The following is a 26,290-nucleotide window of genomic DNA, read 5'->3' as shown; positions in this document are numbered from 1 at the left end:
CCGGTGTCAGGCGGGGCGTCAGGGCTCAGCGCATCAGCTCACCCGCGTTCACCAGCAGCGACTGCCCCGTGATCGCCCGTGCCCGGTCGGAGGCCAGGAACGCCACAGCGTCGGCGACATCCCCGTCCGTGGCCAGCTCGGGCAGTGCCATCCGCGCGTTGAGCCGGTCGAGCACCTCGGATTCCGGCAGGCCCTCGGTGTGCGCGGTGAACCGCACGTACGCTTCCACGGGCGGTCCCCACATCCAGCCCGGCAGCACGGTGTTGACCCGGATCCGGTGCCGGCCCAGTTCCTGGGCCAGCGAGTACATCGCCGAGGTGAGAGCGCCCTTGGACGCCGCGTAGGCCGCCTGCCGCACCTGCGAGGGCGCGGCGACCGCCGATTGCGTACCGATGATGACGACGGAGCCGCCGCGTTCCTTGAGCGCGGGAAGGCAGGCCCGGGTCATCCGCAGCGTACCCAGTAGGTTGACGTCGATGACCTGCCGCCAGGTGGCGAAGTCGGCGTCCTCCAGTCCGCCGAAGTAGCTGTCCCAGGCGGCCACATGGACCACCGAGTCGATCCGTCCGAACCGCTCGACGGCCAGCGCCGCCAGCGCCTCGCACTGCGTCTCGTCGGTGATGTCGGTGGAACGGTGCGCGGTGCGACTGCCCGAAGGGTCGATCTGCGCGGCGGACTTGGCGAGGTTGTCGGCGGTGCGTGCGCCGAGCACGGCGTTCCCGCCGTCCCTGACGACGGTGGCGGCCACTTGGTGCCCGAGCCCGGCGCCGACTCCGGACACGATGACGGTCTTCCCCTGAAGCAGCATCCCGACGGCTCCCGGCTCTGGTCATCTATCTGACGGACCGTCAGAGTAGATCCGTCCACCGCAGGAAGGAAGAGGAGGAAGTGGGAGCGAGCGCATGAGCGCAGACATCGAGCACAACGACGACACCCGGTCCGGGGTGTACGCGGAACTGGCGGCCGTCGGCCCTTACGGAGTCCACCCCGGCCACGCCCTGATCACCATGGTCGAGCCCCACCCCGGCCACGAGCACGCCTACAACCGCTGGTACGAGGACGACCACTACTACGCGGGCGCTATGGCGATGCCCTGGATGTTCGCGGGGCGGCGCTGGGTGGCTACCCGCGAACTGCAACTGCTCCGATATCCCGAGAAGTCCGCGGTCGCCCAGCCGGTGACGGCCGGCTGCTACATCTCCACGTACTGGATCACCGAGGGCCGCTACGACGACCATATGAAGTGGACCGTCGCCATCAACAAGCGGCTCAACCGCGACAGCCGGGTCCACCAGGCCCGTACGCATGTGTTCACCGCCTTCCAGGACCACGCGGCGACCGTCTACCGGGACGGTGCGGCCGGGCCGCGCGACTACCACGCGCTGGACCACCCCTACAAGGGCCTGGTGGTGGAGGTCATCGACGCGGACGGGCCGCGGCAGCGGAACGAGCTGCTGGAGTGGCTGCGTACCCGTGAACTGCCGAGGCGGCTCGCGGGCTCCCCGGCGGCGATGGTGACGGTCTTCCGGCCGACACCGCTGCCGCTGGAGCGGATGACGTACGTCAAGCAGGTGGAGGGCGTCGATACGAGGCTGACGCTGCTCTGGTTCCTGGAGCGGGATCCACGGGAGTGCTGGGACGAGCACTTCGCCGACCCGGCCGCAGGAGGAGAAGCGGGGGAGTGGGCTGTTCCGGCGCGGGTGGAGCTGGTGGCGCCGTTCATTCCGACGGTGCCGGGCACCGACCGCTATGTGGATGAGCTGCGCGGCGATTGACCCTGAAGGGTGTGCGCGAGGTCCAGGGGCACGCACGCACACAGGCCGAGCCCCCTCGGCCGGGACGGCGGACCAGTCGAGGGGGCTCTGTCTCTGGTGCTTGGGGCTCTTAGAGCGATCCGTTGCCGACCTCGTGGACGAACGCGTTCCATGAGTCCGGGACGAAGGTGATGGACGGGCCGGAGGGGACCTTTGAGTCCCGCACCGCGATCGCTTCCACCATAGGGGACTTGACCTCGATGCACGCGCCGTTTCCTCCGGAGTAGGAGGACTTGGTCCAGGTGTCCAGGGCGCCCTTGCGAATAGCCATGTGTATCTCCGGTTCCAGGTTGGTCGTCGCCGTCGGTGGTGTTGTCGGTCCTGCTGGTGTTTCTCGCTGCTCGGCGGTGTTCCGGGCGCTGCTTGACGGCGTGATCAGGACGCTACTGGCGGGCTCGGAGGCTGAGAACGACCCTTCACCCGACCGGATGGCATATTCACGGATGGGCTTACGGGGAACGGCTTCCACCGTGTACCGTGCCCGCCCCGGCGACTCACCGCAGAGGCGGGCACCCTCACCTGGGTGTCATCTCGCGTACTTCTTGGCGGCGTCCGAGATGAAGTCCCGGCTCTGCTCGACATTCAGCGCCTGAGCCCGCAAGTGCTCGTACATCATCGTGTACTTGTGCACGTCATTCGCCTTCTCGAGGTACAGATCGCTGGTGACGCCCTCGATGTAGACCACACTCGAATCCGCGGCGTCCGGGAACTCCAGCACCGCGTAATGTCCCGTGATCCCCGGGTGGGCGCCCATGCTGAACGGCAGCACCTGCACCGTGACATGCGGCAGATGTGACTGCTCCACCAGGTACTCCAACTGGTCCCGCATCACTTGCTCGTTGCCCACCACCCGCCGCAGCGCCGACTCGTCCACGACGGCCCACAACCGCAGCGGGCTCTCGGGTGCCGAGACGCGCTCCTGCCGCCGCATCCTGACCTGCACCCGCTTCTCGACGTCACTCACCGGCGACTCCGGCAGCGCGCCGCGGATCAGGGCCTCCGCGTACTGCCGACTCTGGAGCAGTCCGGGCACGACCTGCGGCTCGTAGACGCGCAGCGAGGCCGCGTCGGTCTCCAGGCCGATGTAGACGCTGTACGGGATGTCGCCGAAGGCATGCCACCAGCCTTGCTGGCGGGAGTCCTTGGCCATCTGCATGAGCGAGTCGACCATCCGCTGGTCGTCGACTTCGTACACCCCGCACAGGTCGCGGACATCGCGTTGGCTGATGGAGCGGCGGCCGTTCTCCAGGCGGCTGATCTTCGACTGCGAGACAAGCAGGCGGTCCGCCACCTCCTCCGCGGTCATTCCCCTCTGCTCGCGGAGCCGGCGCAGCTCCTGGCCCAAGCGGCGCCGCCTGACAGTGGGGTTGATATTGGACGCCACGAGAACTGCACCTCCGGCTGCTGTTACTGCTGTACGTTGCCATGCGTTGCTGTACGTATCCAACACTCAGCAGACTGCCACCAATTCCGCTGGCAGCGCTGGGAAATGACGACAATGAGGACCCGCGCGGGGCAACGCGAACGCGCGGGGTAGTCATCATGACTGCCCCGCGCGTTCACTGCGGCTCCCGAACCGGGTCCTGTGTGCGTGATGTTGACGTGGTCCGGTGGTGCGGCGGTGCGGTGTGACGGCGGTGCGGACGTGCGGTGCCGTGTCATGACACCGTGACGCGCCGTGTCGTGCGGCGGTGGTGCCTGACGCGATGGTGGTGCGTGCCGTGGTGCGGCGGTGGTGCCTGACGCGGTGGTGGTGCGTGCCGTGGTGCGCGGCGGTGGTGCGTGGTGCGGTGGCAGGGCGCGGGGGTGGTCGCGCTGCTGCTGCGGTGCCTTGGCGCCGGAGGTCAGTGCACGGCGGCTCGGGCCATGCTTCCCCGGCGGGACGGCACCGTGGCGGCCGGTTGGCGGCTGCCCCCGGCGGCGTTGTTACGGCGTGGCTGTGCGGCCACACCGTTCTGGACGTCCATGACGGCGTGCGCCACCAGTCCGCCCATGGGGTCGTGCCTGATCAGGTCCCGGAGCCTGGAGCGCGACGAACGCCCCTCGTTCCCCGGGTACAGGTGCTTGCCGAGGCCGACCGCGTGCGCCAGTGCGGCGAGCGCGGCGGTGCGCGGGTCCGGTGGTACGCCGGTCCGGATCGCGCTGTCCAGCCGGGACCTGATCTCCCGGCTGATGGCCGTGTCCGTCGCCTGGTAGCGAGTCGTCGGCAGCACCCCGCACATCTGGCCCTCGACGGCATGCACCATGCCGCACCGCTCCAGATGCGAGAGGTACGTCTGGCGGAGCCCCAGTCGGGGTCCGCCGATCCAGTGGACGGCCCGGACCGGACTGCCACGCCTGCGCAGCAGCTCCAGTGCGGAGTCCAATGTCGGATCTCCTGTCGGCCGTGGCATCACCACGGCGATACGATCCCCGTCAGGGGCTATCCGTCCTGCCAGTGCCAGCTCCACTAGCTGTGCACCGGCCAGGCCGAGGTCGAGCGACTGCGGCTGCGCTGTGGTACCCGTGGTCGGGTCCAGAGCGAGCAGCAGAAGCTCTTCCGGAATTGTTCTGCGGCTCTTGCCCATCCATGCCTCCCCGCGTGGATGAATGACAGGGTGACGCCTCTCACATTGGTCTGTCGAGAGTGCCTGGGTGCTTCGTGCTGGAACCAGTAGGTATGTCGTTCTCGTCTAGCACGGGGGCCAACTGGTCACACAGGACACTGGTAGATGGTTCGGACAGGCGTCGCAGCGCGGCGAGCAGGCATGGAGGAGGCACGGTGGCGGGCGAGTCCCCTGACAGGTCGGAGCAGCGGAAGTCGTCGGGGGAGACGGTTTCGGGCGAACGTGATCCGAGGCTTGCCATGATCCGTGCGGCGGGGGACCCGCCGCGGGCGGAGGGGCGTACCGACCAGGCGACGGCGGTGTTCCGGGTTCCGCCGGCGCCCGAAGCCGAGGTCGAGGCCGAGGACGAGGCCGAGAACCAGGTCGAGGCTGAGGTCGAGAACCAGGTCGAGGCTGAGGTCGAGAACCAGGTCGAGGCCGAAGGCGAGGCTAAGGGCGGGACCGACGGCGTGGGCGACGTCGGGAGCGAGGATGGCGCGGAGTCGGATTCCGATTCCCCGGAATCCGCTGAGCAGTCCGACGCATCTGACAAGTCCGAAACTTCCCGGGAATTCAAAGACTCCGAAGACTCCGAAGACCCGGAGGAGTCCGACGAGCCCGCTGGCGCCGACGCGGACACCACCGGCGACGATGGCGACGAGGCCGACGACGCGCGGCTACGCAAGGCCGTGGCCTCCTGGGTGTCGACGGCGGCCGAGGCTCAGGAGGAGAGCTCCGAGAGCTCCGAGGACGTGGAGGCGGACGACGCGTCCGACGCGTCCGGGGAGTCCGATGACGTAGAGGGCTCAGACGAGGACGTGGAAGCCGCCGACGAGCCCGGCGAGCCCTCTGACGCTGAGGGTTCCGACGAGGACGCGGAAGCCGCCGACGCGCAGGCCGAGGGTGCCACGGACGAGGCCCAGGTAGCGGAGGCCGCCGAGGACGACGCTCAGGAGGGCTCGGCCCAGGCAGCCGCCCCTAAGGGCGGCGAGACCGACAAGCCGGTGGATCAGGCGACCGCCGTGTTCAAGTTGCCCACGCGACGGACCCCGGACCAGCCCACTACCGCGCTCAAGATCACGCCGCCCGCCGCGAAGCCGGAACCAAAGCCGGAATCGAAGGTGGAGTCGAAGCCGGAGTCCGACTCGAAACCCGAGGCGGAGTCGGCGAGCGAGCGGACCAGTACGTTCGTGCCGCTGCGCCGTGACGATTCGCCGGTCTCGCAGACCCCGAAGCCGGCGCAGTCGTCGTCGGCCCCGGCGTCCTCGTCGGCGACCACGGCCACCGCACCGCCTACCCGGCCAGCCCAGCCCGCCCAGCACACCCAGACCCCCGCAGCCCTCACCGAGCCCGAGCGGACCAAGCAGCAGCCCCTGCCGCCGAAGCCCCCGCTCGACCTGCTCGCCGAGTTGACGAACACCCCGCCGCCGCCGCAGACACCGCTGCGCACCGTGCTGCGGCGGGTCCGGATCTGGACGCCGCTGGTCGTGCTGCTGCTGATCGTCTTCGCGATCGTGCAGATGGTGCGCCCGCTCCCGACCCCGACGCTCTCGCTGACCGCGAAGCCGACCCACACCTTCGAGGGCTCGGCTCCCCAGCTCCCGTGGCCGGCCGAAGGGCAGGCGGCCGTGTCCGCTGCCGGACTCGGCTCGCTCGGCACGTCCGGGGAGCAGATGCCGGTGCCCATCGCGAGCGTGACCAAGGCGATGACGGCGTATGTGATCCTCAAGGACCACCCCCTCAAGCGCGGCGAGGAGGGTCCGATGATCGAGATCGACGCCAAGGGTGCGGAGGAAGGCGGGCGCGACAAGACGGACAACGAGTCGACGCTCAACTCCGTCAAGGAAGGCGACAAGATCAGCCTGAAGGACGCGCTCTCGGCCATCATGATCCCGTCCGCGAACAACATCGCGCGCCAGCTTGCCCGCTGGGACTCGGGCTCCGAGCAGGCGTTCGTCGTGAAGATGAACGCCGCCGCCAAGGAACTCGGCATGACCGACACGACGTACACGGACCCGTCCGGTCTGGAGGCGACGACGGTCAGCACCGCCGTGGACCAGGTCAAGCTGGGGCTGAAGCTGGTGGAGATCCCGGCGCTGATGGACATCACCAAGCTCCCCAAGTGGAAGGACCCCTCGGGGACGGAGCTGCGGAACTACAACGACCTGGTCCCGTACGACGGCGCGATCGGCATCAAGACCGGCAGCACCACCAAGGCCGGAGGCAACCTGCTCTTCGCCGCTCACAAGATGGTCGGTGACACGGACCAGTTGATCGTCGGTGCCGTGCTCGCCCAGCATGGCGTGCCGATCCTCGGCACGGCGATCAACGCGAGCAAGGAGGTCATGCTCGCCACCCAGGAGGCGCTGACCAACGCGACCATCGTCAAGAAGGGCCAGGTCGTCGGGGCGGTCCAGGACGGTCTCGGCGGTTCGGTCCCGCTCGTCGCCACCAAGGACGTGACAGCGGTCGGTTGGGCGGGCCTCACCGTGAAGCTGAAGCTGTCGGACGGCGGCAAGACGGTGCCGCACGCGGCGAAGGCGGGCACGGCGGTCGGCACGCTGACCGTCGGTGAGGGCGCCAGTCAGGTGGCGGTGCCGGTCGCCCTGCAGTCGGACCTGGTCGAGCCGGGTGCGGGAGAGAGGCTGACCCGGGTCGGCTGACCCGACGTCACGACGTCACGACGTCACGCTGGCACGCACACGGCCCTGGTACGGGAGGACGACCCGTACCAGGGCCCTTGCACCAGGGCCCTGGGCCCGACCGACCGGGAGCAGCGAAATGACCACCGCCGAGCCGACAGCGACGCCGTCGGCGTACGCAGCCGGCCGCCGGTCCTGGCGTCCGCTGCTCGCGCACCCGGTGGCGGCGGCCACCCTCGCCGCCGCCGTGCTGCACATCGTGTGGTTCCTCGTCTTCGCGAACAGCGGCGGGGACCTCGCGGCTCAGGACGCCTGGGCGGAGTTCGTGGGGCGGCATCCGGACTCCGCGTACAACCTCGCCTGGTACGGCGGAATGCACCCGGTGTCCTACAGCGTGGTCTCCCCGTATCTGATGTCCGTCCTCGGTGTGCGCACCACGATGATGGTCGCCGGGACCCTGTCGGCAAGCCTGACCGCGCTGATCCTCACCCGCGTGTCCGCCGTCCGCAATCCGCTGCCCTGCGCGCTCGCCGCCGTGTTCGCCTTCCTGTGCAACGCGTTGTCCGGGCGGGTCACCTTCGGTCTCGGCACGCTGTTCGCGCTGGGCGCCGTCGCCGCGGTGTTCTGCCGGCCCCACCGCCGCTGGGGTCGCGCGCGCTGGGCCAAGGCCGCCGTCGCCGTACCGCTCGCGGGGCTGGCCACCGCGTCGAGCCCGGTCGCGGGGCTGTTCCTCGGGGTGGTCGCCGCCGCGCTGTTCCTCGGCAAGCGGCGCCCGGCCGCGTACGCGCTGGGTCTCGCGCCGGTGGCGGTGGTAGGGCTTTCGGCGTGGCTGTTCCCCTTCTCGGGTACGCAGCCGATGTCGGTGGCGTCCGCCGCGCTGCCGTTCCTCTTCGGGGTGCTGGTCGCCGTCCTCGTACCGAAGCAGTGGCGTACGGTCCGCGCCGCGGCGGCGGTGTACGCCGCCGGCACGCTCCTCACCCTGCTGGTCGACTCGCAGGTGGGCTCCAATGTCTCGCGATTCGCGATGCTGTTCGCGGGGGTGGTGCTGCTCGCCGCGCTGCCGTACGCGTACGAGCACGGGGGCCGCCGACGTGGCCGCAAGTGGTACGCGGTGCTGCTGGCCTTCACGGGGTTCAACGCCTGGATCGCCACCAACAGTGTCGTGGACATCGTGCGCACCGCCCCGAACGCCTCCTGGGCACGTGAACTCGCCCCGCTGGTCAACCAGCTCCAGCGGGCGGGCGCGGACAAGGGGAGAGTCGAGGTGGTGCCGGCGAGCAGCCACCGGGAGGCGTCGGCGCTCGCGCCATACGTCAACCTCGCCCGTGGCTGGAACCGCCAGGCCGACATGGAGCGCAACCCGCTCTTCTACGACGACACACTCACCGCCGACAGCTACCGCGCGTGGCTCGACCGCTGGGCGGTGCGTTTCGTCGTGCTGCCCAAGGACACCCCCGATACCGGCGGCAGTGAGGAGGCGGAGCTGGTCCAGCGCGGACAGCCCTATCTCCGGCCGGTCTGGTCCGATGAGAACTGGCGGCTCTTCGCGGTGCGGGAGCCGAAGCCGCTGGCCGACCACCCGGCGACGGTGGAGCGGGCGGCGGCGGGCGAACTGACGCTCCGCGTCCGGACGGCGGGCAGGGTGCTGATCCGGGTCCCTTACTCGCCCTGGCTCGGTCTGGTCGACGAGCGGGGCCGTGGCGTCGAGCGGCCGCGGGAGACGGGGGCGGAGGAGTCGGAGACAGGGCCGGCGGAGACGGGGGCGGGTGCCTTCGAGAACGTGGCGGGATGCCTGGCACCGGCGGAGGAGGACGCGGAGGGCGACGAGTGGACCGAACTCGTCGCCCCCCGGCCCGGCGTGTACCGGCTAGCCGCCCCGTATCAGCTGCCGCGCGGGACGCCGTGCCCCGAGGAGCTGACTCCCTGGCGCGGCGCTGCCCAGGGTCAGGGTCAGGATCAGGACTGACGGGGGCTCACGGGGAAGGCGATGTCGCACACCTCGTCCGTCGCCGAAGCCGCGTCCCAGTCCTCGGCGAAGTACACCTCGCGGCAGGGCCCGGTGACGGTCATGCCCTCGCGGGCGATGTGGTCCTCGACCGCGTCGAAGGCGGACAGGATCTGCGGGTGCGCGACCTGCGCCTTGGTGATCCGGGTGTAGACGAGCCGTTGCGCGGGCTCCACACGCACCGCGATGCCTCCGCCGCGGCTGTTCGCCGCCACCCACTCCTCCGCCGCCCGCGCGTCGGCGACCGGGACACAGGCCTCCGCCGGGCCGTCGCTGTCCGGCGTCACCTCGGCGTGGTACGCCACGAACGGAATCCCCGTGATGCCCCCGCACTCTGCCGCCGCCCGGATCAGCCGGTCGAGGGCCGACGGGATCCAGCGCGGGAGTTCGTCGGCGACCAGGTGTTTGCGTTCGGCGAGCACGGTCTGCTCCGGTACGTCGCATGTCTTGATCTCGAACATCGTGGGCCTCCTGCCCGATAGACGGTCACAGAGGTGGGCCGCGAGAGCGGCCTGCCGGGCCCTGCGTGCGTCGACTTCCGTCCAGTACGCGTCCACCGCCTGCGCGGCCTCGGCCCCGGGCAGTTCGACCAGGTCGCCGATCAGCGCGAGCGGCATGTCGAGCTGCCGCAGCAGGGCGACAAGCCGGGCACGTTCCACCTGGTCGGCGCGGTACCAGCGGTAGCCGGTGGCCTCGTCCACCCGGGCGGGGTGGAGCAGCCCCAGGCGGTCGTAGAGACGCAGTGCCTTGGGTGACAGCCGGGCTCGGTGCGCGAAGGCGCCGATCGTCAGCAGCGGCTCGTCGTCCGAGGTGTCGGCTGGGTCGTTGTGCGGTGCGTTGTACGGGTCGTCGTCGTGCACGGTCCCATCCTCCGTCACCGGGCGCCTGTTTCTCGGGTGGTGTGCGCCCGGCACGAGGACGGTGGGCCCTGCCCCAGGGGCAAGGTCAAACCCTCAGCTTCAAGATCAATTCTCTACCGCCTGTGACCACGCGTTTTCCACGAGTACGGGGTCGTTCAAGGTATGACGATTTGTCCGCCGCGATACATCCGGTTCATGCATAGTGAGCTCCCATGGCGTGCGAAAGGTGTGGCAGCGACCGATATGAAGCGCTGCCTGGTACGACGTGCCCCGAGTGCGGTTTCGCGGTGGCGCTGGGCGGCGACGAGGTCGGGGACGAGGGCAACGGCACCGACCCGGGTCGTGATGTCGACCGGGAATGGGTGCGCTGGGGCGGCTCCGTGACGGGTGGCGGCCCGGGGACACACGGATCCGAAGCCGAGGCCGGCACGGACGGGAGTATGGACGGGGGCACGGACACGGGCGGGGGCGTTGCGGCGCCGCTCCCGACGAATCGTTTCCGCATGGGCTTGCTCGCGGCGGGCGCCATGGCGCTCATCGGTTGCCTCGTCACATCGGCGGTCCTGCTCATGGGATCCGACGATGGCGCGGGCGGGAAAGGCGGTGCGGGAGCCCAGGCCGGTGAGGACGACATCGCGGACCGCGGCCTCCCGACCCGCCTCGGCCCCACGGCGCTCCCCGCCCCGTCCGGCAGCGCTGACGGCTTCGATCAGTGGGCCGGGCCCGGCTGCACCACCGGCGCCTACCGCGAGATCGGCCGCTTCGAAAACGGCACGGCCGCCTGGTACACCGTGCGGTCCGGAGGACAGGACGAAGACCCCTGCGACGGACGCTTCTCGGCCGTACCCATGTCCGGCAGCGCCACCCGGGACGCGACCTCGTCAGCGGTGTGGAGCTGGAAGCTCGACCAGGAGTACGAGCGCTGCTCGCTGGCGGTGTACGTGCCCGACACCAGCCGTGCCTCGGAAGTCGCCGGCGACCCGACGTTCTACCGCGTGCTCGCCGACCCCGGTGACACCGGCTCCGGTTACACCGGCTTCGGCGTACGCCAGACCGTCCACCGGGGCAGCCTGGTACCCGTCGGCAGCTACGAGGTGAAGGGCGGCACCGACTTCGCCGTACAACTCATCGACCGCGGACGGGACTGGGGCGAGGCGGCCAAGGTGGGGGCGCATCACGCCGCGGCGCAGATGAAACTGACCTGCGGATCGTGAACGGACCGGAAGGTGCCGCCACGCAGCGGGTGGGGCAGCTCAGGAAGACTCCGGCTGCCCCACCGCGTACTACGGCCTCCTGGGGCGGAACATCTAGCGCATCGCATCCTGCGACACGGGCGGCGCCGTGGGCGGAGCGGTGTGCTTCGGGTGATCCGGGTTCAGGAACCACCGCCTGGCGGAGGTGAACCACCAGGTGCCGGAGAAGAGGAGCACCACACCGACCGCGACGGGCGCGTAGTTGAAGGTCTCCCGGGTCACCGGCCCGACCTGGGGCAGCATGAACAGCACGGTGATGAGGCCGACCCAGGCCACCGCGATCACACCGACGGGCTTGGACCAGCGGCCCAGGTGCCACGGACCGCGCTGGAACGCGTCGCCCTGGCGCAGGCGCAGCAGCGTCGGGATGACGTAGGCGATGTAGAGCCCGATCGTCGCGATGGAGGTGACGGCGGCGTACGCGGTGATGTTGACCAGGTACGGCAGGCCCAGGACGAAGGCACCACCGGCGGCGAGCCAGACCGCGTTGGTCGGGGTACGCGTCCCCGGGTGGAGCTTGTGCCACACCTGCGAGAACGGCAGCGCTCCGTCACGCGAGAAGGCGTAGATCATACGGCTGTTGGCGGTCACCGACGCCATACCGCAGAACAGCTGCGCACCGATCACGATCAGTAGCATCAGCTTGCCGGTGGTCGCACCGAGGGCGTCCAGGAAGATCTGGGCCGGGGGCACGCCGGTCTCGGAGTCGAGAGCGCCGCTGTACGACTGGATGGCGAACGTCAGCCCGAACAGCAGGACCAGTCCTGCCGCCCAGGAGACCAGGATGGAACGCACGATCCCCTTCGGCCCTTCCACGGACGCGTTCTTCGTCTCCTCCGTCATATGGGCGGAGGCGTCGTAACCGGTGAAGGTGTACTGGGCCATCAGCAGACCGATCAGGGCGACGTAGACGGCCGAACCCCAGCCGGTGTTGTTGACGAACTCGGTGAACACGAACCCCGGCGACTGGTGGCGGTCGGGGATGAACAGCAGCGCGCCGACGATCACGACCACGCCGATCAGATGCCACCAGACACTCACCGTGTTGAAGAAGCCCACGATCCGCACCCGGAACGTGTTCACGAGGGCGTGCACCACGAGGATGATGCCGAAGAGCAGGATGGTGTGCGGCGGCGTCGCGGCGTAGCCGAACTGGAGGTTCAGGTAGGCGTTCAGGAACGAGGCGGCGCCGAAGTCGATGCCCGCGGTGACGGCCACCTGTCCCAGGGTGTTGAACCAGCCGGTGAACCAGGCCCACGCGGGAGCGGACCTGCGAGGGGCGAGCTTGTGGGCCCAGAAGTACAGACCGGCGCTGGTCGGGTAACTGGAGCAGACCTCGGCCATGGCCAGCCCGACGAACAGGGTCATCAGTCCGACGATGATCCAGCCCCACATGATCAGCGCCGGTCCACCGGTGTTCATACCGAAGCCGTACATGGTCAGGCAGCCGGACAGGATGCTGATGATGGTGAACGACACCGCGAAGTTCTGCCGCCCGGACATGGAGCGGTCCAGGGTCTGGGTGATGCCGAGTTCTGCGAGACGCTCTTCTTCCGAAGACGCAACGCTCGGTATGTCCAAGGGCATTCGAATGACCTCCTCATCAAGCTGAGCGGTAGACGGAACCGGGAGCGATGGCACGCGGGAGGTGGGGGAGTGGGGGAAGGGAGGGGGAACAAGCCCGTACCACCAGGCCCCGTGGCGGTCGCCGCCGGTTACGGAGCGGCGGCTTCCACGGCCCAGGCGCGGTGACGCCTGAACAGCGTGACGGCGTCCCCGCAGTAGCTCCACGGCACATCGGTCGCGTACGGCCCGATGGCGGCGAAGACCTGGGCCGCCTCCTGGTGCCGGCCGGCGAACGACAGAGCGTGTGCGAGGTAGTTGGCGTCCTCGTGGAAAGCGGCGTGCGGACGGTGCCGGTCCCGGCGGGCCCACCAGTTCTCCCAGGCGTGCCAGGTCGACGGGTTGTCCGTCCAGGGGTGCACGGTGAGCCCGTAGCGGTTGTCGTCCTCTTCCAGCCGCCGGCGGTGTGACTCCGCGAGTGCGACCAGCGGCAGGACGTGCAACGGCAGCCCGGAAGGCGCCTTGGTGCACTCCTCCTGCACCCAGTGGAACATGTCGCCCCCCGTGCCGTGCCAGGACGGGAAGAGATAGGTGAGGAGCTCATGGTGCGCCTCCCGGTTCCACGGGTCGCGCTGCTTCACCTCCGCCCACAACTGCCGTACGGTCGTGCGCCATTCGCGATCCCGGGGCGGTGAGTGGAAACGCGTCAGCGCCATCATGGCGACATACGGCGCGGGGTCGTCCGGTATCGCCGAGGCCGCGGCGTCACAGGCGGCCCACGCCTCCTCCAGGGCCGCACCGCGCCCGCGGCCCGGGCCGTCGGCCATGGACCGCAGAGCCCTTACGTTGGCGAGCAGGGCGAGGGCGTGCCCGGACCGCGGCTCCGCCTGGGCCCAGGTGTCCGCGAACGTCAGCCGGGCACCCACCCGGGCGAGCACCTGGAGGCGGAAGATGCGCCGGTCCCAGTCCGCGCCGGTGGAGGTCAGCAACTCCCGGGCGCCTTCCCAGCGCCCCATCGTCGCGTCCTCCACCACCATCCGCAGCCGGGCGTCGTCGCGAGCCGGATGCCGGTCGAGTGCCGAGTCTCCGCGGCTACTCATGGCTGCCCCGCGGAATACCCGCCGGGGGGCTCAGGGTTTGTGCCAGCCGTACAGATAAGGCCGAGGACACCTTGACTCCGTGTGTGAGTTCATCGACACCAGCGACACGTGCGGTCTTGCCAACCACTTGCGCACCCGCGGCTGACGGAGCGTGTCGCGGAAGTCACCAGACAGAGTGGTGGAAAAACTCTGGGTTCACATCTGCCACAAGTGAATCATCGGAGTGATGTTGGTTACACCGAACCCTGTCAGGGTTCGCCGGGACGGATTCAGGCGGCGCGGTCGGCGTGATGACACGATCAACCATTCTTTGCTGACGCTACGGAGAACTCCCACGCCGCGAAATCGATGACGGGGCGGTAGCCGATCCGCTGGTAGAGGGCGTTGCTGGTGGGGTTGGCCAGGTCCGTGAACAGCAGCACCGCGTCCGCGCCCGCCACCAGCGCCGCCCGGCTCGCCGCGGCCGTCGCGGCAGCCGCGTACCCCCGGCCGAGCAGTGGGGCCGGGACGCCTCCCGGGCGCGGTGAGATGCCCTGGCGCGCTACGGCGGAGAGAGCCGGAACCCCGTCGCCCACTGCCGCCGAGACGGCGTGCGACGACTTCGGGCCGCGAGGTGTACATGTTTCGGTCACCGCGGGTACGACACCGGGACCGCGCCGACCGTTGCGCCAGGTAACGAGACGTTCGAGATCGTGTGCCCGTTACGGTGACGGGCATGTCTGACACCGGCTTCTGGACCGTCCCGCCCGACCGGATAACCCGCGGCAGCGGCACTCGCTGCGAACTGACCGTCCTGCGACCGCCGTTCACCGTCGAGGTCGAAGACCTTCCGCCCAACAACCCGGAGCGGGCTGCGGACTTCACTCGCTCCCTGAGCACGATCGACCGTGTGATCGCAGACCTCGGCCCCCGTAAGCAGAGCGACACGCTCACGGTCGTCACAAGAGCCGATCTGGACCTTGTGCGGGCGGGGGTGTGGGGGAACCTGATGTCGGTCTCCGACCCGGCGTTCGCGGACGACGGCAACGACATGCCACTCCTGGCGGAGGCCACACGGCTGCGGGAGCGCTTCCCGGACGCACGGATCGTGGGCCGGGTGGAGGTGCACTGCGGCGCCGAGCACACTGAGGACCTGGTGTGGCTGCCGGACGGCACGATGTTCCACGCCTGCGGCTGGCCCGGTGACGAGCCGTTCATTGTGACCGGCGACCCGCAGGCGGTGATGTCCGCCCTCGGGATCACACCGGAAGCCCTCGAAGACCTCGACGTGTACTTCGACCTGGACGACGAACCGAACCAGAACGACTGGGGCGCCCTCGCCACGGCCTGCCTCGTCGGCGCGGACCCGTGGGGGAGGGCCGACCTGGAAGCGTCCTCACTGCGGGTGTGCCACAGCGAGCACGCCACCAGCCACATGGAGGCCCTGTACTTCAACGACGCGCCAGCTGTGTGACCGGCGGCACATAAGGATTCTGTGAGTCCGGGGACAACCTTTTACACAGACCACATGTCATGACTGCAGAACCAACAGCCACACCCGTAACAATCCCGGGGATGGCCCAGAACCCGTACCGCATCCTGCGGTGCGCCGCACTTCCCCGAGGTCTTCATGAAGCTTCGCCGCGCTATGGCCGTCGCCGCCGCCACCGCTGTCATCGCTCCCGCCGCCTTCCTGGCGGCCCCGGCCGCGTACGCGACCGATGACACCAACAGCACGACTTCCTCCGTCCCTTCCGAGGAGCCCGCTACCACCGGTGAGACCGGTGAGGAGCCGGGTGGCGACACCGAGGAGCCGGGTACCACGGGCGAGACCGGTGAGGAGCCGGGTGGCGACACCGAGGAGCCGGGTACCACCGGTGAGACCGGCGAAGAGCCGGGTGACGACACTGAGGAGCCGGGTACCACGGGCGAGACCGGCGAAGAGCCCGGTGACGACACCGAGGAGCCGGGTGACGACACCGAGGAGCCGGGCGAGGGCGAGGAGGAGTGGTGTGAGATCACCACCGTCGACGTCAGCCTCTCCGGCTTCCCGAACAAGATCGTCGCCGGCAGCGGCTGGAAGCAGTTCAAGCTCAACGTCAAGAACACGGGCGAGACCGACATCGAGCAGCTCGAGGCCTTCACCTTCGCCACGTACGAGGACGAGTACGCGTCCGAGCACAACAAGCTGATCGAGAAGTACGCCCACTTCGAGATGAAGGACCCGGAGTCGGGCAAGTGGACGAGGGACTTCGTGGGGTCGAACAACGGCATCTTCATCGGCACCTTCGCACTGGACGCCGGCAAGTCCGTCGCCATCGACCTGCGTGTGAAGATCGACAAGGGTGCGCCCACCGGCGACGCCGTCTCGATCGTCGCCGGCGGTGACATCGACGACGAGAACGCCGGCGAGTGCGCATTCGACGTCGAGGAGTACATGCTCCAGGTCATCGCCGCCGGTGGTGACGCGGGCGACGTCGATGACGCCAAGCCCACCGGTGACAAGCCCAAGAGCGACGTCAAGCCGCAGGGTGAGTCCAAGGCGATCCCCGTCACCGGCAACCTCGCCGAGACCGGTTCGTCCTCGGCGCTCCCGATCCTCGGGACCGTCGGCGGAATCGCCATCGTCGCCGGTGCCGGTGTCGTCTTCGCGATGAAGCGCCGCAAGGGCGAGGCCACCGCGTAACCGTAGCCACCACACGGGCCGAAAGGGCGCCGCACTCCAAGGGGTGCGGCGCCTTTCCCATGCCGGGGAACTTCGGGGCGAACAGGGCCCACCGGGCCGATCCGCTGCCGTTCGCAAATCACAGCGGGGCACGGGGCGGTCAGCAGGACCGGGCTGCACCTCCACCAGGTGGGGCGATCCACACGTCCAGCATGATGTGCGGCATGCTGCGGCCTCGTCGGTCGAAGAAGACCCCGTCGCCCGCCCCGCACCCGACAGCAATGTCCCCGAACGGCCCAACATGACGTGTCTCCCGACTGAACATTAAGCTGAGTAATGTCCCAAACCGAGGCAATCTGTGAAAGGCGAACCAAATGCGCATTCGACGAATCCTCGCCGCAGTCTTCGCCACGGCAGCCCTCGCCGGACTGGGCCTCACAAGCGCCGCCACCGCCACTGCCGCCGGCAGCGTCACCCCGGCCAGCGTCACCCCGGGTGAGTGCACGGACGGCGGCGGAACGATCGATCGGTCGACGCCCGTGCTCCCGACCTGCAGGGGCGGTATGTACGACGGGCAGACGGTCGACTAAACCCCACTACTGTAGGGCCCGTCGCGAAAGTGGATCGGCGCCCCGCAGCCACGCGTTGCGGGGCGCTCCGGCGCGAGCGTTCCCCGTCGGCTGACGGCTCAACGTTCCTGGGAGGCGTGACGATCGCACGCGCGCCCGATGAGGTCGGCGGGAGCGCCTTTGGGCTTCTCCATGGCGCGAGTGCGGTTGATCAGACCTTCGGGGCCCTCGGCTTCGAGGTGGCGCATCACCTCGGCCCGCGTCATCTCGTGGAAGTCGTCCACTGGCCGTACTGCCCCATCTGTGAGCAGGGCAACGGTTCGAAGGTCGGCGAGTGGGACCCAACCAGGCTTGCTCCGCTGCCTTCGGGGCGTGAGCTGCTACCCAGTGGCCCTCGGCCTGGTTCATGACGTCGCGCTGGGCGTGCGCGAGTTCGCGACGCCTGTCCGACTCGGTCAGCCCCTCCAATGAGGCGGTCATGTCGATCCGCTGGCTCTCCGTCACGTCGGAGACGCGGTGATCCGCGACGGTTTGAAGTCCATTTCAGCCGTCGATCACGATGGTTGAGTCGCTGAGCGCCAGCCATACGAACGACTCCCCGCGGACCTGCTCAGCGACGCTGAGCCAGCGGTCGAGGAGGAACCCGTGGTGACCTGCTGCTTGGGGTGGCGCTTCTCGTCCACCTGGTGGAGGAGCCTTGTGCGGACCTTCTCCGCCTCGGGCTCCATCTCACCCTGCCTGTGGAGGTAGATGCCCTTCTTCGTGAGCGGGTCCCGGCCTGCGTAGACCCAGACCTGGAAACCGGCCCCGCTGGGGCGGATGCTGCGCGCTGACGTCGCTTGGGTGTCTTGGTCGCCATGGTTCTGGAACCTATTCATGGTCAATGCCATGGCTACGACGCACAGCGCGCCCGTCCTGGAAGGACGAACGCGCTGCTCAGACACTGTGCCCCCGGCAGGATTCGAACCTGCGACACCCGCTTTAGGAGCGAGGTGGGGCGAGTTGGGGCCTGACCTGGGTAACGCTGGCTTTGGCGCTTGCGGCTCCTCAGCCCCGTTGACAGCCGCCGTTCCCCGTGACTCCCCGCTCGATCTGGCACGCCTGTGGCACGGGCCGACCCTCTCGATGCGAACTACGGGCGCGAAGGTCGCTGGGGTCTGCTGGGCACGTCAGCCGGTCGCCTGGGGCTGCTTGCGGTCAGTGGTGGACGCGGTGGTTGCTGTACATCGCTGCTGTACTTCGCTGCCCTACAGCACCAGCTCAGAAGGGTGCCTGCACATGGCCTGGCCTGAGCCTTCACCGACCTGCGGCGCCGGGACTGCCGCCTCAGCGGTACTTCGCCACGGTCTCGACCGCCGCCTGAGCGTAGCCGTGCTGCCCGCTCTGTTTGCCCGCATGCAGGATCTCTGCGTCGCTCATGTCACGCGCCATGAGCAACGCTTCGTGCAAAGGGTCCGCATTGCCGGTGGCGATGGAGCGGAAGAACCATGTCAGCGCTTCAACCCGGTCTGGTTCGGTGACGATACCGTCCCGGTACCAGCAGGCAGCGACGTACATCGCCTTGTCGTGGCCTGCGGTGGCGGCCTGCAGATACGACTTCAGGGCCTCGGCATCCCTGTCCAGCTCAGCTAGCAGATCACCGAGCACCAGGTAGGCGTCGACGACGCCTCCCGAGGCTGCGGAGGACAGCAGTGCCAAGACCGATTCTGGGTCTCGGTGCCCCCACCAGAGCTGAGCCAGATTGAATTGCGCAAAGGCGTCACCGGCGTCAGCAGCCTCCCCGAACAGCCTCTCGGCCTCGACCAGGTCCTTGCCTATGCCGAGACCTTCTGCGCGCAGGTGACCAAGGCTTCGCTTCCCGACTGCACTGCCCTGGCCCGCGGCCCGCGCGAACCACAACGCGGCCTCGGTGGGGTCCTCCTTGAACTCAAGGAGGACCCCACCGAGGATTTCTTGGGCCTGCACGTGGCCCGACTCCGCTGCCGCTCGCAGAGCCGGAAGCATCTCTTCCAGGCGAGCCATAGCCTCGGGATCACCATCGCTCGTGCTGCCCAGCAGGCGCATGGCAGTGGCCACGATGTGGGAAAGCTTTTCTGTCACACGGCCATGCTAGGCAGCCCCACGCCAACCGAATCTCTCGGTCCGGCTGGGGAGCTGCAGCGGAGGGAAGACACCCAAGTTGCGTGGAGTCTCAATGATTCAGTCAAGCGCCGCAGCGTGGAGCCAGGAGCACCAGTTTGGAAGACCACGTATGCGGATGGCGGCTGACCTGGCAATTCCTTGACCTGGGTCGGCGCTCGACCGGTGCCGCTGTTCCCCGGGAGTCCCCGCTGTGTCCCGCAGGAAAGGGCACGCCAGGGGCACGAAGCCCCATCCGAGTGTCATGGCCGGTCAGTACCCCCAGGGGATCTCGATGGGTTCGTACGTACCGTCGCGGAAGGTGAAGACGGTCAGCGCCGTACCGTCGATGTCGCGGAAGTGCCCCCCGTAGCCGGCCGCCACATGTGGGGCGAGCAGGTCCAAGAGGTCACGAAGGTAGAGCATGGAGTCGTCGACCCAGTCTTTGCGTGCGAAGAGCTCCCACTCATACCGCTCGCCCGACGAGGTGAACTCCTGCACTGTGCGGCGCAAGAACGCGACGTCCCCGCCGGGCAGGCGACTGTTGTTGTAGTTGTCTGGAGCGAGTAGCGGGTAGAGCTGTCCGTCGTCGAGATCCTCGGGGTACTCGGCATCCATGCCCAGATGCCAGCGCAAGGCCGTCATAACCGACGCCGGGGTGTCGTCGCGCAAGAAGCAGGAGAAGACGACTTCGTAGCGATCACTCATGGGCGCATTGTGTACGGCGGCAGTGACAGCGGCCGCGACGGTCCAGGTCGGTGTAGCGGCTTTGGGCTGGAGCTGCCATGGGGCGAGAGATCGGGGCCCGTAAGCTGGTCGCGAATCGGGCAGTCTCTGGACCTGCCCGCAAGCCCGATGCGGGCCCCGATCTTCGAGGCTCGCCCCATGGTGGCTGCGTAAAGCCGCGGAGCCGACCGCCCCAGCCCCGTGTCGGCCGTTTTCTCTTCGTTGGCTCGCGCCGCGCGTCCGGCGGTCGGGCGGAGCGGGGCGGAGACAGGAGCGTCGCCCGGCGCCAAGCCGGGCGCGCGGCGAGCGGAGCGAGCACTTGATCGAGGAGCGTCGGATCACCTTCGTGAAGGTCGGCCGACATGTTCGCATCCCCGAGAGCGCCGTCGCCGACTTCGTCACGGCACACACTGTCGAGCCGGTGATGGCCCAGCGCGCCACCCTTCGGAGGGTTGCCTGATGGCCAACAAGAAGGGCAACCGCCGACGCTTCGGCGCGGTGCGCCAGCTGAAGTCGAGCCGATGGCAGGCACGTTACCGCGACCCGGCTACGGGACTGCTCCGCAGCGCAGAGCAGACCTACGCGACGAAGACCGACGCTGAGGTAGCGCTGACGCACATCGAGGCGGACATCTCCCGTGGGACGACCCTGACAAGGGGGCTGTGCCGTTCGCTCAGTACGCGGATACCTGGTTGCGGGACCGCAAGCTGGCCGACCGCAGCAGGGAGCGGAACGAGGCGGTGATCCGGCTGCACATCAAGCCGACATTCGGTACCGAGACTCTTTCCGATGTCACCACATCGCGCGTCCGGGCCTGGCGCGGCAACCTGCTCGCTGCGGGCGTGGGGGAGCCGACCGCCGTCAAGGCGTATCAGATCCTCCGGGCCATGATGAACACGGCCGTTGACGACGAACTGATCCGTCGTAACCCTTGCCGGGTCAAGGGGGCTGACCGGTACGACGTGCCCGAACGACCGGTGCTGACCGTGGCCGAGGTGTTCGCCGTGGCCGAAGCCATCACCCCCCGGTACCGCCTGCTCGTGCTGCTCGCGGCCTTCACCACCCTGCGGTTCGGTGAGCTGGCGTCCCTGCGCCGACGCGACATCGACGTGACCGGGCGCGTCGTCCTGGTCCAGCGGGCTCAGGCAGAGATGCAGGACGGCAAGCTCTTCGACAAGGCTCCCAAGTCGGCCGCTGGAGTCGTAGCGGGCATCTGGCACGTGTGTGGCACGGCAGCGATCATGCGAAAGGGCCAGTTCGAGAGGATCAAGCCTCTGAACTGGCCCTTGGTTCTGTGCCCCCGGCAGGATTCGAACCTGCGACACCCGCTTTAGGAGAGCGGTGCTCTATCCCCTGAGCTACGGAGGCGGGGATCTGTAGGAAAATGTGCAGGAAATTGCGGCGGAAGCCGCGATCCCGGACACATTGGTCCACTGATCCAGCGGTGCGCCAGCGGACTGGCGCGCCGCCGTCAGTGTAGCGGGTGAGGTAGTGCAGGTGAGGGGGTTACCCCGCCGGGCGCCGGGAGGACATGCGCCCGGCCAGCGGCCGGGTGCAGGTTTCCTCTACGGCTCGCCTGCTGTGCCGGGGCGAAGGCGAGGCGGAGGAGCCCTACCCCGAGGGAAGGTCGCTGCGAGTGCCCGCCTGGAAGCTCAAAGTGTCCACTCGCGCCCTGCGTCCACGGCGGTTCACGTCATGCCAGCGTTGCCTGGCAGTCCTCGCACCGCCGTACCGCCTGTCGCGCGGTGTTTCCTTCTGTTGCGGTCGCCGGGTGGCTGCTGCTCAGCCGGTCCCAGAGCCCGGCCGGAGGAGAGGGGATCCAGCCCCAGCGTGGCGCGGTGACCAGAGCCTCGGTCAGGTGGGTGCAGGCTCCGAGAAGGTGGGCGCACTGCGCCGGGGAGATCAGAATCGTGTCCGCGGCGAAGCGTTGCCACGACAGCCGGGGCGAGGGCGCCGGCGCGCCGTTGGTGCGGATCCGTCGGGCGGGCACGCACAGCCAAACCGATGATGAAGTCGCAGCGGTCGCAGCGCACTTCCGGCGCAGCTCCGCCCCACCCTCACGTCGTACCGGTGTCCTCACCGCATCCCGGAGGTCCGGGTACAGGATCAGGTCGTCCCACGACTGCCGGTGCCCGGAGCCGGGGGGCGAACTCGTTGGCGGAGGCGGGCCCCCAGGCGAGCTCGGCCAGTTCTTCGAGAGCGAGGAGCTCCCAGTCGGCCTCGTGGCGGCGGTGGTTCCGCCGGTCGTCGGGGGTATCGGTCACACGTGCTCCTCGACAGTGCCCTCGGCGTTCTCTGCGGTGTCGGCGTCCTTGACGCGGAGGCGGCCGGACATGAGCTGGGGGAGGAGGGCGTTGCGGAGGGTGGCGAGGGTGCGGTTCTCCACCAGGGCATGGGCGACACGCGCCAGCAGCGGAGCCGTTGTCCTGTGCCACTCGTCGAGCTTCGGGGCGTCGGGCACAACGCAGTCGAGGTCCGTGATGATCTTCTTGTTGATGTGCTGCTGGGCTCCACCCGAAGCGTGTTTCGTCAGGTCGGCGACACGTGCCTGGATGTCGTAGAAGAGCCAGTCGTTGAGGGCGGGGTCCTCGGACCAGACCCCCGCGACGTTCTGACTTCCTCCTGCCGTGATTTCCAGACGGGAGGTCTGCCCCATCGTGGCGCCGGTGATGCCGATCAGTGTGGCTCCGGGCGGCATCATCTTGACGGAGCTCCCGGCCAGGCCCGCCTCTGTGATCAGTTCGCTCGGTTCGGTGACACGGAACTCGTTGGCCTTCCCCGAGTTGATCCAGTTCACCGTTCCCTGGTTCCAGAAATCCGGATTGGCGCGGCTCGGCGTGCCGCCGACCACCACACGGGCCAGCCGGTCGAGGCGCTCGGTCTGCCCGACGAGACCGCAGCGCTCCCTCTCGTAATGGGTCCGGGCCAGGGCGTCGGCCGTGCTCGCGATGCGCTCGTTGACAGCGATCTTCTCGTCCAGGGACCGGAGCACCTCGGCGATCGCGGCCTGCTCCGCACGGCCGGGAACCCTGATCGGGAAGGACTTGATGTAATTCCTGTTCAGCATGGGCTGAACGCTTCCCGAATTGAATCCGCCGAGATCCAGAACCTGGAACAGGTGGTAGACGAACCGAACGCTGTTTCCCCGGAAGTTCGTCACGTAGAGCGTCGTGTTCAGGGGCCAGAAGTCCCCCTGCACCAGTGTGGGCACACCGAGATTGGCCGCTCTGCCGAGGGTGACGCCCGGCCCGGAGACCTTCGCCTCGTTGTGCCACCCGGTGATGCCACCGCTGCCCACGACGGGCACTGTGCCGGGAACGCGCCGACCGGACGGAAGGTCATGGCCCCTTTGGAGGTCTACGAAGTCCCCCAGAGTCATACGGAACCATTCAGACATCGACCCTCCCCAACTGCACCCGGACCGTCTTCTCGAGTTCCGCTGACCGCTCGAACAGCCCGAGCAGTTCGTCCGCCAGCGAGGCGATCCGTGCCGACAGCGCTTCCGCGTCTTCTCGCTCCGCTTCGGCCGCCCCCACATAGCGCCCTGGAGTCAGCATGTACCCGTGCTCGCGCACCGTCTCCAGGTCCGCCGAGTAGCAGAAGCCCGGTACGTCCTCGTACGCCAGCCCCTCGGCCTTCGCCGACTCCGTGCCGCGCCACGCGTGGTAGACGCCCGCGATCTTCGCGAGGTCCGTCTCCGTGAGTACGCGTTCCGTGCGGTCGACCATCTCGCCCATTTCGCGAGCGTCGACGAAGAGGATCTCCCCGCGCCGATCGGCCAGCCCCTTCGGGCCCTGCGGGGACTTGTCCTTGGCCAGGAACCACAGGCATGCCGGGATCTGCGTCGTACGGAAGAGCTGGGACGGCAGGGCCACCATGCAGGACACCAGGTCCGCCTCCACCATGGACTGACGGATCTCGCCCTCGCCGCTCGACTGGGAGCTCATCGAGCCATTGGCCAGGACGATGCCGGCCGCGCCGCGTTCGCCCAGCTTGGAGACCATGTGCTGGAGCCACGCGTAATTGGCGTTGTTCCTCGGCGGGACGCCGTACTTCCAGCGGGCGTCCCCCTCGTCCCGTGCCCAGTCCTTGATGTTGAACGGCGGATTGGCCATCACGAAGTCGGCCTTGAGGTCCGGATGTCTGTCGTCGGCGAAGGTGTCGCCCCAGCGCGCCGCCAGGTTGCCGTCGATGCCGTGGATGGCGAGGTTCATCTTGGCCAGGCGCCAGGTGCGCCCGTTGAGCTCCTGGCCGTAGACCGCGATGTCGGCCTTGTGGCCACGGCCCCGGTGCGCCTGGATGAATTTGCCGGCCTGGACGAACATGCCGCCGGAGCCGCACGCAGGGTCGTACACCCGGCCGTTGTACGGCTCCAGGATCTCCACGATCAGCCGGACCACCGACTGCGGGGTGTAGAACTCGCCGCCCCGCTTGCCCTCCGCACGGGCGAAGTTGCCGAGGAAGTACTCGTACACCTCGCCTAGAACGTCCTGGGCCGGCTTGTTCTCGGCGCCGCCGAAGCGCGCGTCGCTGATGAGGCCGACGAGTTCGGCCAGGCGCTTCTGGTCGACGTTGTCACGGTTGAAGATCTTCGGAAGGACACCGGTCAGCGCGGCGTTCTCCCGCATGACCGCGTCCATCGCCCCGTCGAGTAGCTCGCCGACGCCCTGGCTCTTGGCGTTGGCCGCGATCCAGGACCAGCGGGCGGTCTCCGGGACCCAGAACACGTGGGCTCCGGTGTACTCGTCGCGGTCCTCCAGGAAGTCACCGATCCGGTCCTCGGAGATGCCGTCCTCGGCAAGCTCCTTGGCCAGCTCGTTACGGCGCTCCTCGAAGGCGTCGGAGACGTACTTCAGGAAGATCAGGCCGAGGATGAACTCCTTGTACTGGGCGGCGTCCATGGAGCCGCGCAGCTTGTCGGCCGCCTTCCACAGGATCGCCTGGATCTCCTTGGGGGTGGAGGCGCTGAACAGCTCCTCCTTTTCGGCGGGCTTCTTGCGCGGGGGCATGGAGTGTGTCGTCTCCTTCAGCTGACCGGGTCTGGGAGGTGCTGGATCGTCAGGGTGCCGTCGGTCATGCCGGTGGCGGTGATGCGGGCCAGGTCGTCGAGGGCCTCGGACCGTTGCCGCAGCAGCTCCGCCCGGCGCTCGATCTCGGCGAGCACGGCCTCTTACCGCTCGGCCTCCTCGCTCCCGAGGTCGGGACCTCAGGTCCTCGATCCCACGCTAGGCCCATACGCCGCCGCTGGTGCGGCCGTGCTCGGAGGCGGTGGCCCGGAGGAGGTCCGTCAGGACCCTGGGCAGTACCGGGGGGGGTCGGCGTCGGGATGGACGCGCAGCCTGCGGGCGGGCGGGCAGGCCGGGCACGATCCGCCGCGACCTGGAACGCAACCGCCGGGTCGAGCGCCACCGACGTGCCGCTCACTCTCGACGGGCGTACGCCTCCGTGGTGCCCGAGCTGAGCCGACCGCGTCATTCCGCCGCCGTACCGGCCCCGGGGGACCAGCCCTGGCGGTGGAGCACGGCGGCGATGTCGGGGGCCTGGTACGAAGGGCCCTTGAGGATCTTGCCGTCGGCGCGGCGTTCCGGGTGGCCGTTCGGGCCGAGTTTGGACATGTTCGCGCGGTGGACCTCCGCGAGGACGGCGTCGAGGTCGATCCCATGGACCAGGGCCGTGCCGTACGCGATGTAGACGACGTCGGCGAGCTCCTGGGCGATGTGGGCCAGGTCGCCGGTCGCGGACGCCTCGGCGAGTTCGGCGACCTCCTCCGCCATCAGGTCCTGGCGATGGAGGGATAGTCGGGGTGCGGGAGTGGCCGGCGCGGGAGCGATGCCGAGGTCGAAGGCGCGGTGGAAGTCTCGTACAAGATCTTGGACGGAGGGGCGCATCCGGCCGATGCTAGCCTCCGCCGGAGGGGGGTCACGGATATAGGGGGACTTGTGCGGCGGACCGTTGTCGAAACCACTGACGGGCCTGTACCCGTGCCCTCGGCCGAGCACGCGTGGACAGTGCTGTTCTTCATCACCGAACCGGGTATCGGGGAGGTGCTGCCGGAGCTCGCGGGCTGCACGACGGGGCTGTGTTCCGTACGGGACGAGGCCGCCGCCTTCGCCGGCGCTGGGGCCAAGGTGCTCGGTGTCAGTGCGCACGCGCCCGGGTATCTGGCGGAGTTCGCCGCGGCCAGGAAGCTCGGCTACCCGCTGGTGGGTGACGAGGATCTGGAGCTCGGGCGGACGATGGGTGTGCCCGTGGTGCGGCGGCTGTTCGCGCGGGCCGGGGTCGTACTGGACCGAGAGGGGCGGGTTCGGGCCCTGGTGCATCCGGTCCCGGAGCCTGAGCGGCACGCGGCGCTCGTTCTGGAGCGGCTGAGCGAGCTCGTGGACGCTGGACAGCGCGCCGGATAGGTGGGTA

Annotated in this window: 27 protein-coding genes, 1 tRNA gene and 1 pseudogene; 10 read left to right on the top strand and 19 right to left on the bottom strand. The window is 68.8% G+C overall.

The window, feature by feature from the left end:
* Nucleotides 1-25: 25 nt before the first annotated feature.
* Nucleotides 26-808, bottom strand: coding sequence for an SDR family oxidoreductase (locus ACFWI9_RS00620; RefSeq protein WP_387157893.1), 783 nt, complete (start codon nucleotides 806-808; stop codon nucleotides 26-28).
* 94 nt (nucleotides 809-902) lie between these two features.
* Between ACFWI9_RS00620 and ACFWI9_RS00615 the strand changes: the two genes are divergently transcribed.
* The gene (locus ACFWI9_RS00615; protein ID WP_387157891.1) at nucleotides 903-1,775 is read left to right on the top strand and encodes a hypothetical protein; all 873 of its coding nucleotides are present in this window, start codon (nucleotides 903-905) and stop codon (nucleotides 1,773-1,775) included.
* A 109-nt stretch (nucleotides 1,776-1,884) separates the two neighbouring features.
* Here the strand turns inward: ACFWI9_RS00615 and ACFWI9_RS00610 are convergent, their stop codons facing one another.
* The 3 genes from ACFWI9_RS00610 to ACFWI9_RS00600 all read right to left on the bottom strand — a co-directional run bounded on the left by ACFWI9_RS00610 (nucleotide 1,885) and on the right by ACFWI9_RS00600 (nucleotide 4,381).
* Entirely contained in the window at nucleotides 1,885-2,085 is a 201-nt protein-coding gene (locus ACFWI9_RS00610) for a DUF397 domain-containing protein (protein WP_387157889.1), read from the bottom strand.
* 255 nt (nucleotides 2,086-2,340) lie between these two features.
* Nucleotides 2,341-3,198 (bottom strand): helix-turn-helix domain-containing protein, encoded by an 858-nt coding sequence (locus tag ACFWI9_RS00605; RefSeq protein ID WP_387157888.1) that lies wholly within the window; start codon nucleotides 3,196-3,198, stop codon nucleotides 2,341-2,343.
* A gap of 460 nt (nucleotides 3,199-3,658) precedes the next feature.
* Nucleotides 3,659-4,381: a GPP34 family phosphoprotein gene (locus ACFWI9_RS00600; protein WP_387157886.1), complete on the bottom strand. Its 723-nt coding sequence runs from the start codon at nucleotides 4,379-4,381 to the stop codon at nucleotides 3,659-3,661.
* A 194-nt stretch (nucleotides 4,382-4,575) separates the two neighbouring features.
* Between ACFWI9_RS00600 and ACFWI9_RS00595 the strand changes: the two genes are divergently transcribed.
* Nucleotides 4,576-7,062 carry a hypothetical protein gene (locus ACFWI9_RS00595; protein WP_387157884.1) on the top strand — a complete coding sequence of 829 codons (2,487 nt, stop codon included), beginning with the start codon at nucleotides 4,576-4,578 and terminating at the stop codon, nucleotides 7,060-7,062.
* A gap of 118 nt (nucleotides 7,063-7,180) precedes the next feature.
* Nucleotides 7,181-9,007, top strand: a complete 1,827-nt coding sequence (locus tag ACFWI9_RS00590; protein ID WP_387157882.1) for an MFS transporter — start codon at nucleotides 7,181-7,183, stop codon at nucleotides 9,005-9,007.
* Here the strand turns inward: ACFWI9_RS00590 and ACFWI9_RS00585 are convergent.
* Entirely contained in the window at nucleotides 8,998-9,906 is a 909-nt protein-coding gene (locus ACFWI9_RS00585; protein ID WP_387157880.1) for a MerR family transcriptional regulator, read from the bottom strand. The genes ACFWI9_RS00590 and ACFWI9_RS00585 overlap by 10 nt on opposite strands.
* Nucleotides 9,907-10,193: 287 nt before the next feature.
* On the opposite strand from ACFWI9_RS00585, the gene ACFWI9_RS00580 reads away from it, so the two are divergent.
* Nucleotides 10,194-11,120: an adhesin gene (locus tag ACFWI9_RS00580; RefSeq protein WP_387157878.1), complete on the top strand. Its 927-nt coding sequence runs from the start codon at nucleotides 10,194-10,196 to the stop codon at nucleotides 11,118-11,120.
* Between the two features lie 93 nt (nucleotides 11,121-11,213).
* On the opposite strand, the gene ACFWI9_RS00575 is transcribed toward ACFWI9_RS00580, so the two are convergent.
* The 3 genes from ACFWI9_RS00575 to ACFWI9_RS00565 all read right to left on the bottom strand — a co-directional run bounded on the left by ACFWI9_RS00575 (nucleotide 11,214) and on the right by ACFWI9_RS00565 (nucleotide 14,454).
* Nucleotides 11,214-12,746, bottom strand: coding sequence for an amino acid permease (locus ACFWI9_RS00575; protein ID WP_387157876.1), 1,533 nt, complete (start codon nucleotides 12,744-12,746; stop codon nucleotides 11,214-11,216).
* A gap of 128 nt (nucleotides 12,747-12,874) precedes the next feature.
* A complete protein-coding gene (locus ACFWI9_RS00570; protein WP_387157874.1) occupies nucleotides 12,875-13,822 on the bottom strand; it encodes a hypothetical protein in 948 nt (315 codons plus the stop codon).
* A 299-nt stretch (nucleotides 13,823-14,121) separates the two neighbouring features.
* On the bottom strand, nucleotides 14,122-14,454 hold the full coding sequence (locus ACFWI9_RS00565; protein ID WP_387157872.1) for a GNAT family N-acetyltransferase: 333 nt from the start codon (nucleotides 14,452-14,454) through the stop codon (nucleotides 14,122-14,124).
* A gap of 83 nt (nucleotides 14,455-14,537) precedes the next feature.
* Between ACFWI9_RS00565 and ACFWI9_RS00560 the strand changes: the two genes are divergently transcribed.
* From ACFWI9_RS00560 to ACFWI9_RS00550, 3 genes are all read left to right on the top strand, one after another.
* Nucleotides 14,538-15,275, top strand: coding sequence for a DUF6333 family protein (locus tag ACFWI9_RS00560; RefSeq protein WP_387157871.1), 738 nt, complete (start codon nucleotides 14,538-14,540; stop codon nucleotides 15,273-15,275).
* A 156-nt stretch (nucleotides 15,276-15,431) separates the two neighbouring features.
* The gene (locus tag ACFWI9_RS00555; RefSeq protein WP_387157870.1) at nucleotides 15,432-16,487 is read left to right on the top strand and encodes an LAETG motif-containing sortase-dependent surface protein; all 1,056 of its coding nucleotides are present in this window, start codon (nucleotides 15,432-15,434) and stop codon (nucleotides 16,485-16,487) included.
* Between the two features lie 353 nt (nucleotides 16,488-16,840).
* A complete protein-coding gene (locus tag ACFWI9_RS00550; RefSeq protein WP_387157869.1) occupies nucleotides 16,841-17,056 on the top strand; it encodes a hypothetical protein in 216 nt (71 codons plus the stop codon).
* Between the two features lie 98 nt (nucleotides 17,057-17,154).
* Here ACFWI9_RS00550 and ACFWI9_RS00545 read toward each other — a convergent pair whose 3' ends face one another.
* From ACFWI9_RS00545 to ACFWI9_RS00530, 4 genes are all read right to left on the bottom strand, one after another.
* The gene (locus ACFWI9_RS00545) at nucleotides 17,155-17,319 is read right to left on the bottom strand and encodes a hypothetical protein (RefSeq protein ID WP_387157868.1); all 165 of its coding nucleotides are present in this window, start codon (nucleotides 17,317-17,319) and stop codon (nucleotides 17,155-17,157) included.
* A 270-nt stretch (nucleotides 17,320-17,589) separates the two neighbouring features.
* On the bottom strand, nucleotides 17,590-17,913 hold the full coding sequence (locus ACFWI9_RS00540) for a hypothetical protein (RefSeq protein WP_387157866.1): 324 nt from the start codon (nucleotides 17,911-17,913) through the stop codon (nucleotides 17,590-17,592).
* Between the two features lie 448 nt (nucleotides 17,914-18,361).
* Nucleotides 18,362-19,135 (bottom strand): tetratricopeptide repeat protein, encoded by a 774-nt coding sequence (locus tag ACFWI9_RS00535; RefSeq protein ID WP_387157865.1) that lies wholly within the window; start codon nucleotides 19,133-19,135, stop codon nucleotides 18,362-18,364.
* A 291-nt stretch (nucleotides 19,136-19,426) separates the two neighbouring features.
* Entirely contained in the window at nucleotides 19,427-19,861 is a 435-nt protein-coding gene (locus ACFWI9_RS00530) for a hypothetical protein (protein ID WP_387157864.1), read from the bottom strand.
* A 337-nt stretch (nucleotides 19,862-20,198) separates the two neighbouring features.
* Here ACFWI9_RS00530 and ACFWI9_RS00525 point away from each other — a divergent pair.
* Together ACFWI9_RS00525 and ACFWI9_RS00520 are read left to right on the top strand one after the other, a co-directional pair.
* Nucleotides 20,199-20,339, top strand: a pseudogene (locus ACFWI9_RS00525) (excisionase family DNA-binding protein); the annotation flags it as partial.
* Between the two features lie 202 nt (nucleotides 20,340-20,541).
* Entirely contained in the window at nucleotides 20,542-21,213 is a 672-nt protein-coding gene (locus ACFWI9_RS00520; protein WP_387157995.1) for a tyrosine-type recombinase/integrase, read from the top strand.
* Here the strand turns inward: ACFWI9_RS00520 and ACFWI9_RS00515 are convergent.
* The 7 genes from ACFWI9_RS00515 to ACFWI9_RS00485 all read right to left on the bottom strand — a co-directional run bounded on the left by ACFWI9_RS00515 (nucleotide 21,175) and on the right by ACFWI9_RS00485 (nucleotide 25,767).
* Nucleotides 21,175-21,247 (bottom strand) — tRNA-Arg (locus tag ACFWI9_RS00515). The genes ACFWI9_RS00520 and ACFWI9_RS00515 overlap by 39 nt on opposite strands.
* Before the next feature lie 325 nt (nucleotides 21,248-21,572).
* The gene (locus tag ACFWI9_RS00510; RefSeq protein WP_387157862.1) at nucleotides 21,573-21,869 is read right to left on the bottom strand and encodes a hypothetical protein; all 297 of its coding nucleotides are present in this window, start codon (nucleotides 21,867-21,869) and stop codon (nucleotides 21,573-21,575) included.
* Nucleotides 21,870-21,936: 67 nt separating this feature from the next.
* Nucleotides 21,937-22,143: a hypothetical protein gene (locus ACFWI9_RS00505; protein ID WP_387157860.1), complete on the bottom strand. Its 207-nt coding sequence runs from the start codon at nucleotides 22,141-22,143 to the stop codon at nucleotides 21,937-21,939.
* A complete protein-coding gene (locus ACFWI9_RS00500) occupies nucleotides 22,140-23,276 on the bottom strand; it encodes a restriction endonuclease subunit S (protein WP_387157858.1) in 1,137 nt (378 codons plus the stop codon). The genes ACFWI9_RS00505 and ACFWI9_RS00500 overlap by 4 nt, the downstream gene beginning before the upstream one ends.
* Nucleotides 23,269-24,888 (bottom strand): type I restriction-modification system subunit M, encoded by a 1,620-nt coding sequence (locus ACFWI9_RS00495; RefSeq protein WP_387157857.1) that lies wholly within the window; start codon nucleotides 24,886-24,888, stop codon nucleotides 23,269-23,271. Before ACFWI9_RS00495 ends, ACFWI9_RS00500 begins: the two co-directional genes overlap by 8 nt.
* A 17-nt stretch (nucleotides 24,889-24,905) precedes the next feature.
* Nucleotides 24,906-25,043 (bottom strand): hypothetical protein, encoded by a 138-nt coding sequence (locus tag ACFWI9_RS00490; protein WP_387157855.1) that lies wholly within the window; start codon nucleotides 25,041-25,043, stop codon nucleotides 24,906-24,908.
* 307 nt (nucleotides 25,044-25,350) lie between these two features.
* Nucleotides 25,351-25,767: a MazG nucleotide pyrophosphohydrolase domain-containing protein gene (locus ACFWI9_RS00485; RefSeq protein WP_387157854.1), complete on the bottom strand. Its 417-nt coding sequence runs from the start codon at nucleotides 25,765-25,767 to the stop codon at nucleotides 25,351-25,353.
* A 93-nt stretch (nucleotides 25,768-25,860) separates the two neighbouring features.
* Here ACFWI9_RS00485 and ACFWI9_RS00480 point away from each other — a divergent pair, with 93 nt between their 5' ends.
* Nucleotides 25,861-26,283 (top strand): redoxin domain-containing protein, encoded by a 423-nt coding sequence (locus tag ACFWI9_RS00480; protein ID WP_387157852.1) that lies wholly within the window; start codon nucleotides 25,861-25,863, stop codon nucleotides 26,281-26,283.
* Nucleotides 26,284-26,290: the final 7 nt, after the last annotated feature.

Source organism: Streptomyces sp. NPDC127084 (assembly GCF_042724175.1).
GTDB lineage: Bacteria > Actinomycetota > Actinomycetes > Streptomycetales > Streptomycetaceae > Streptomyces.
Note: the sequence above shows the minus strand (reverse complement) of the source record. Positions and strands in the feature narration are given on the sequence as shown.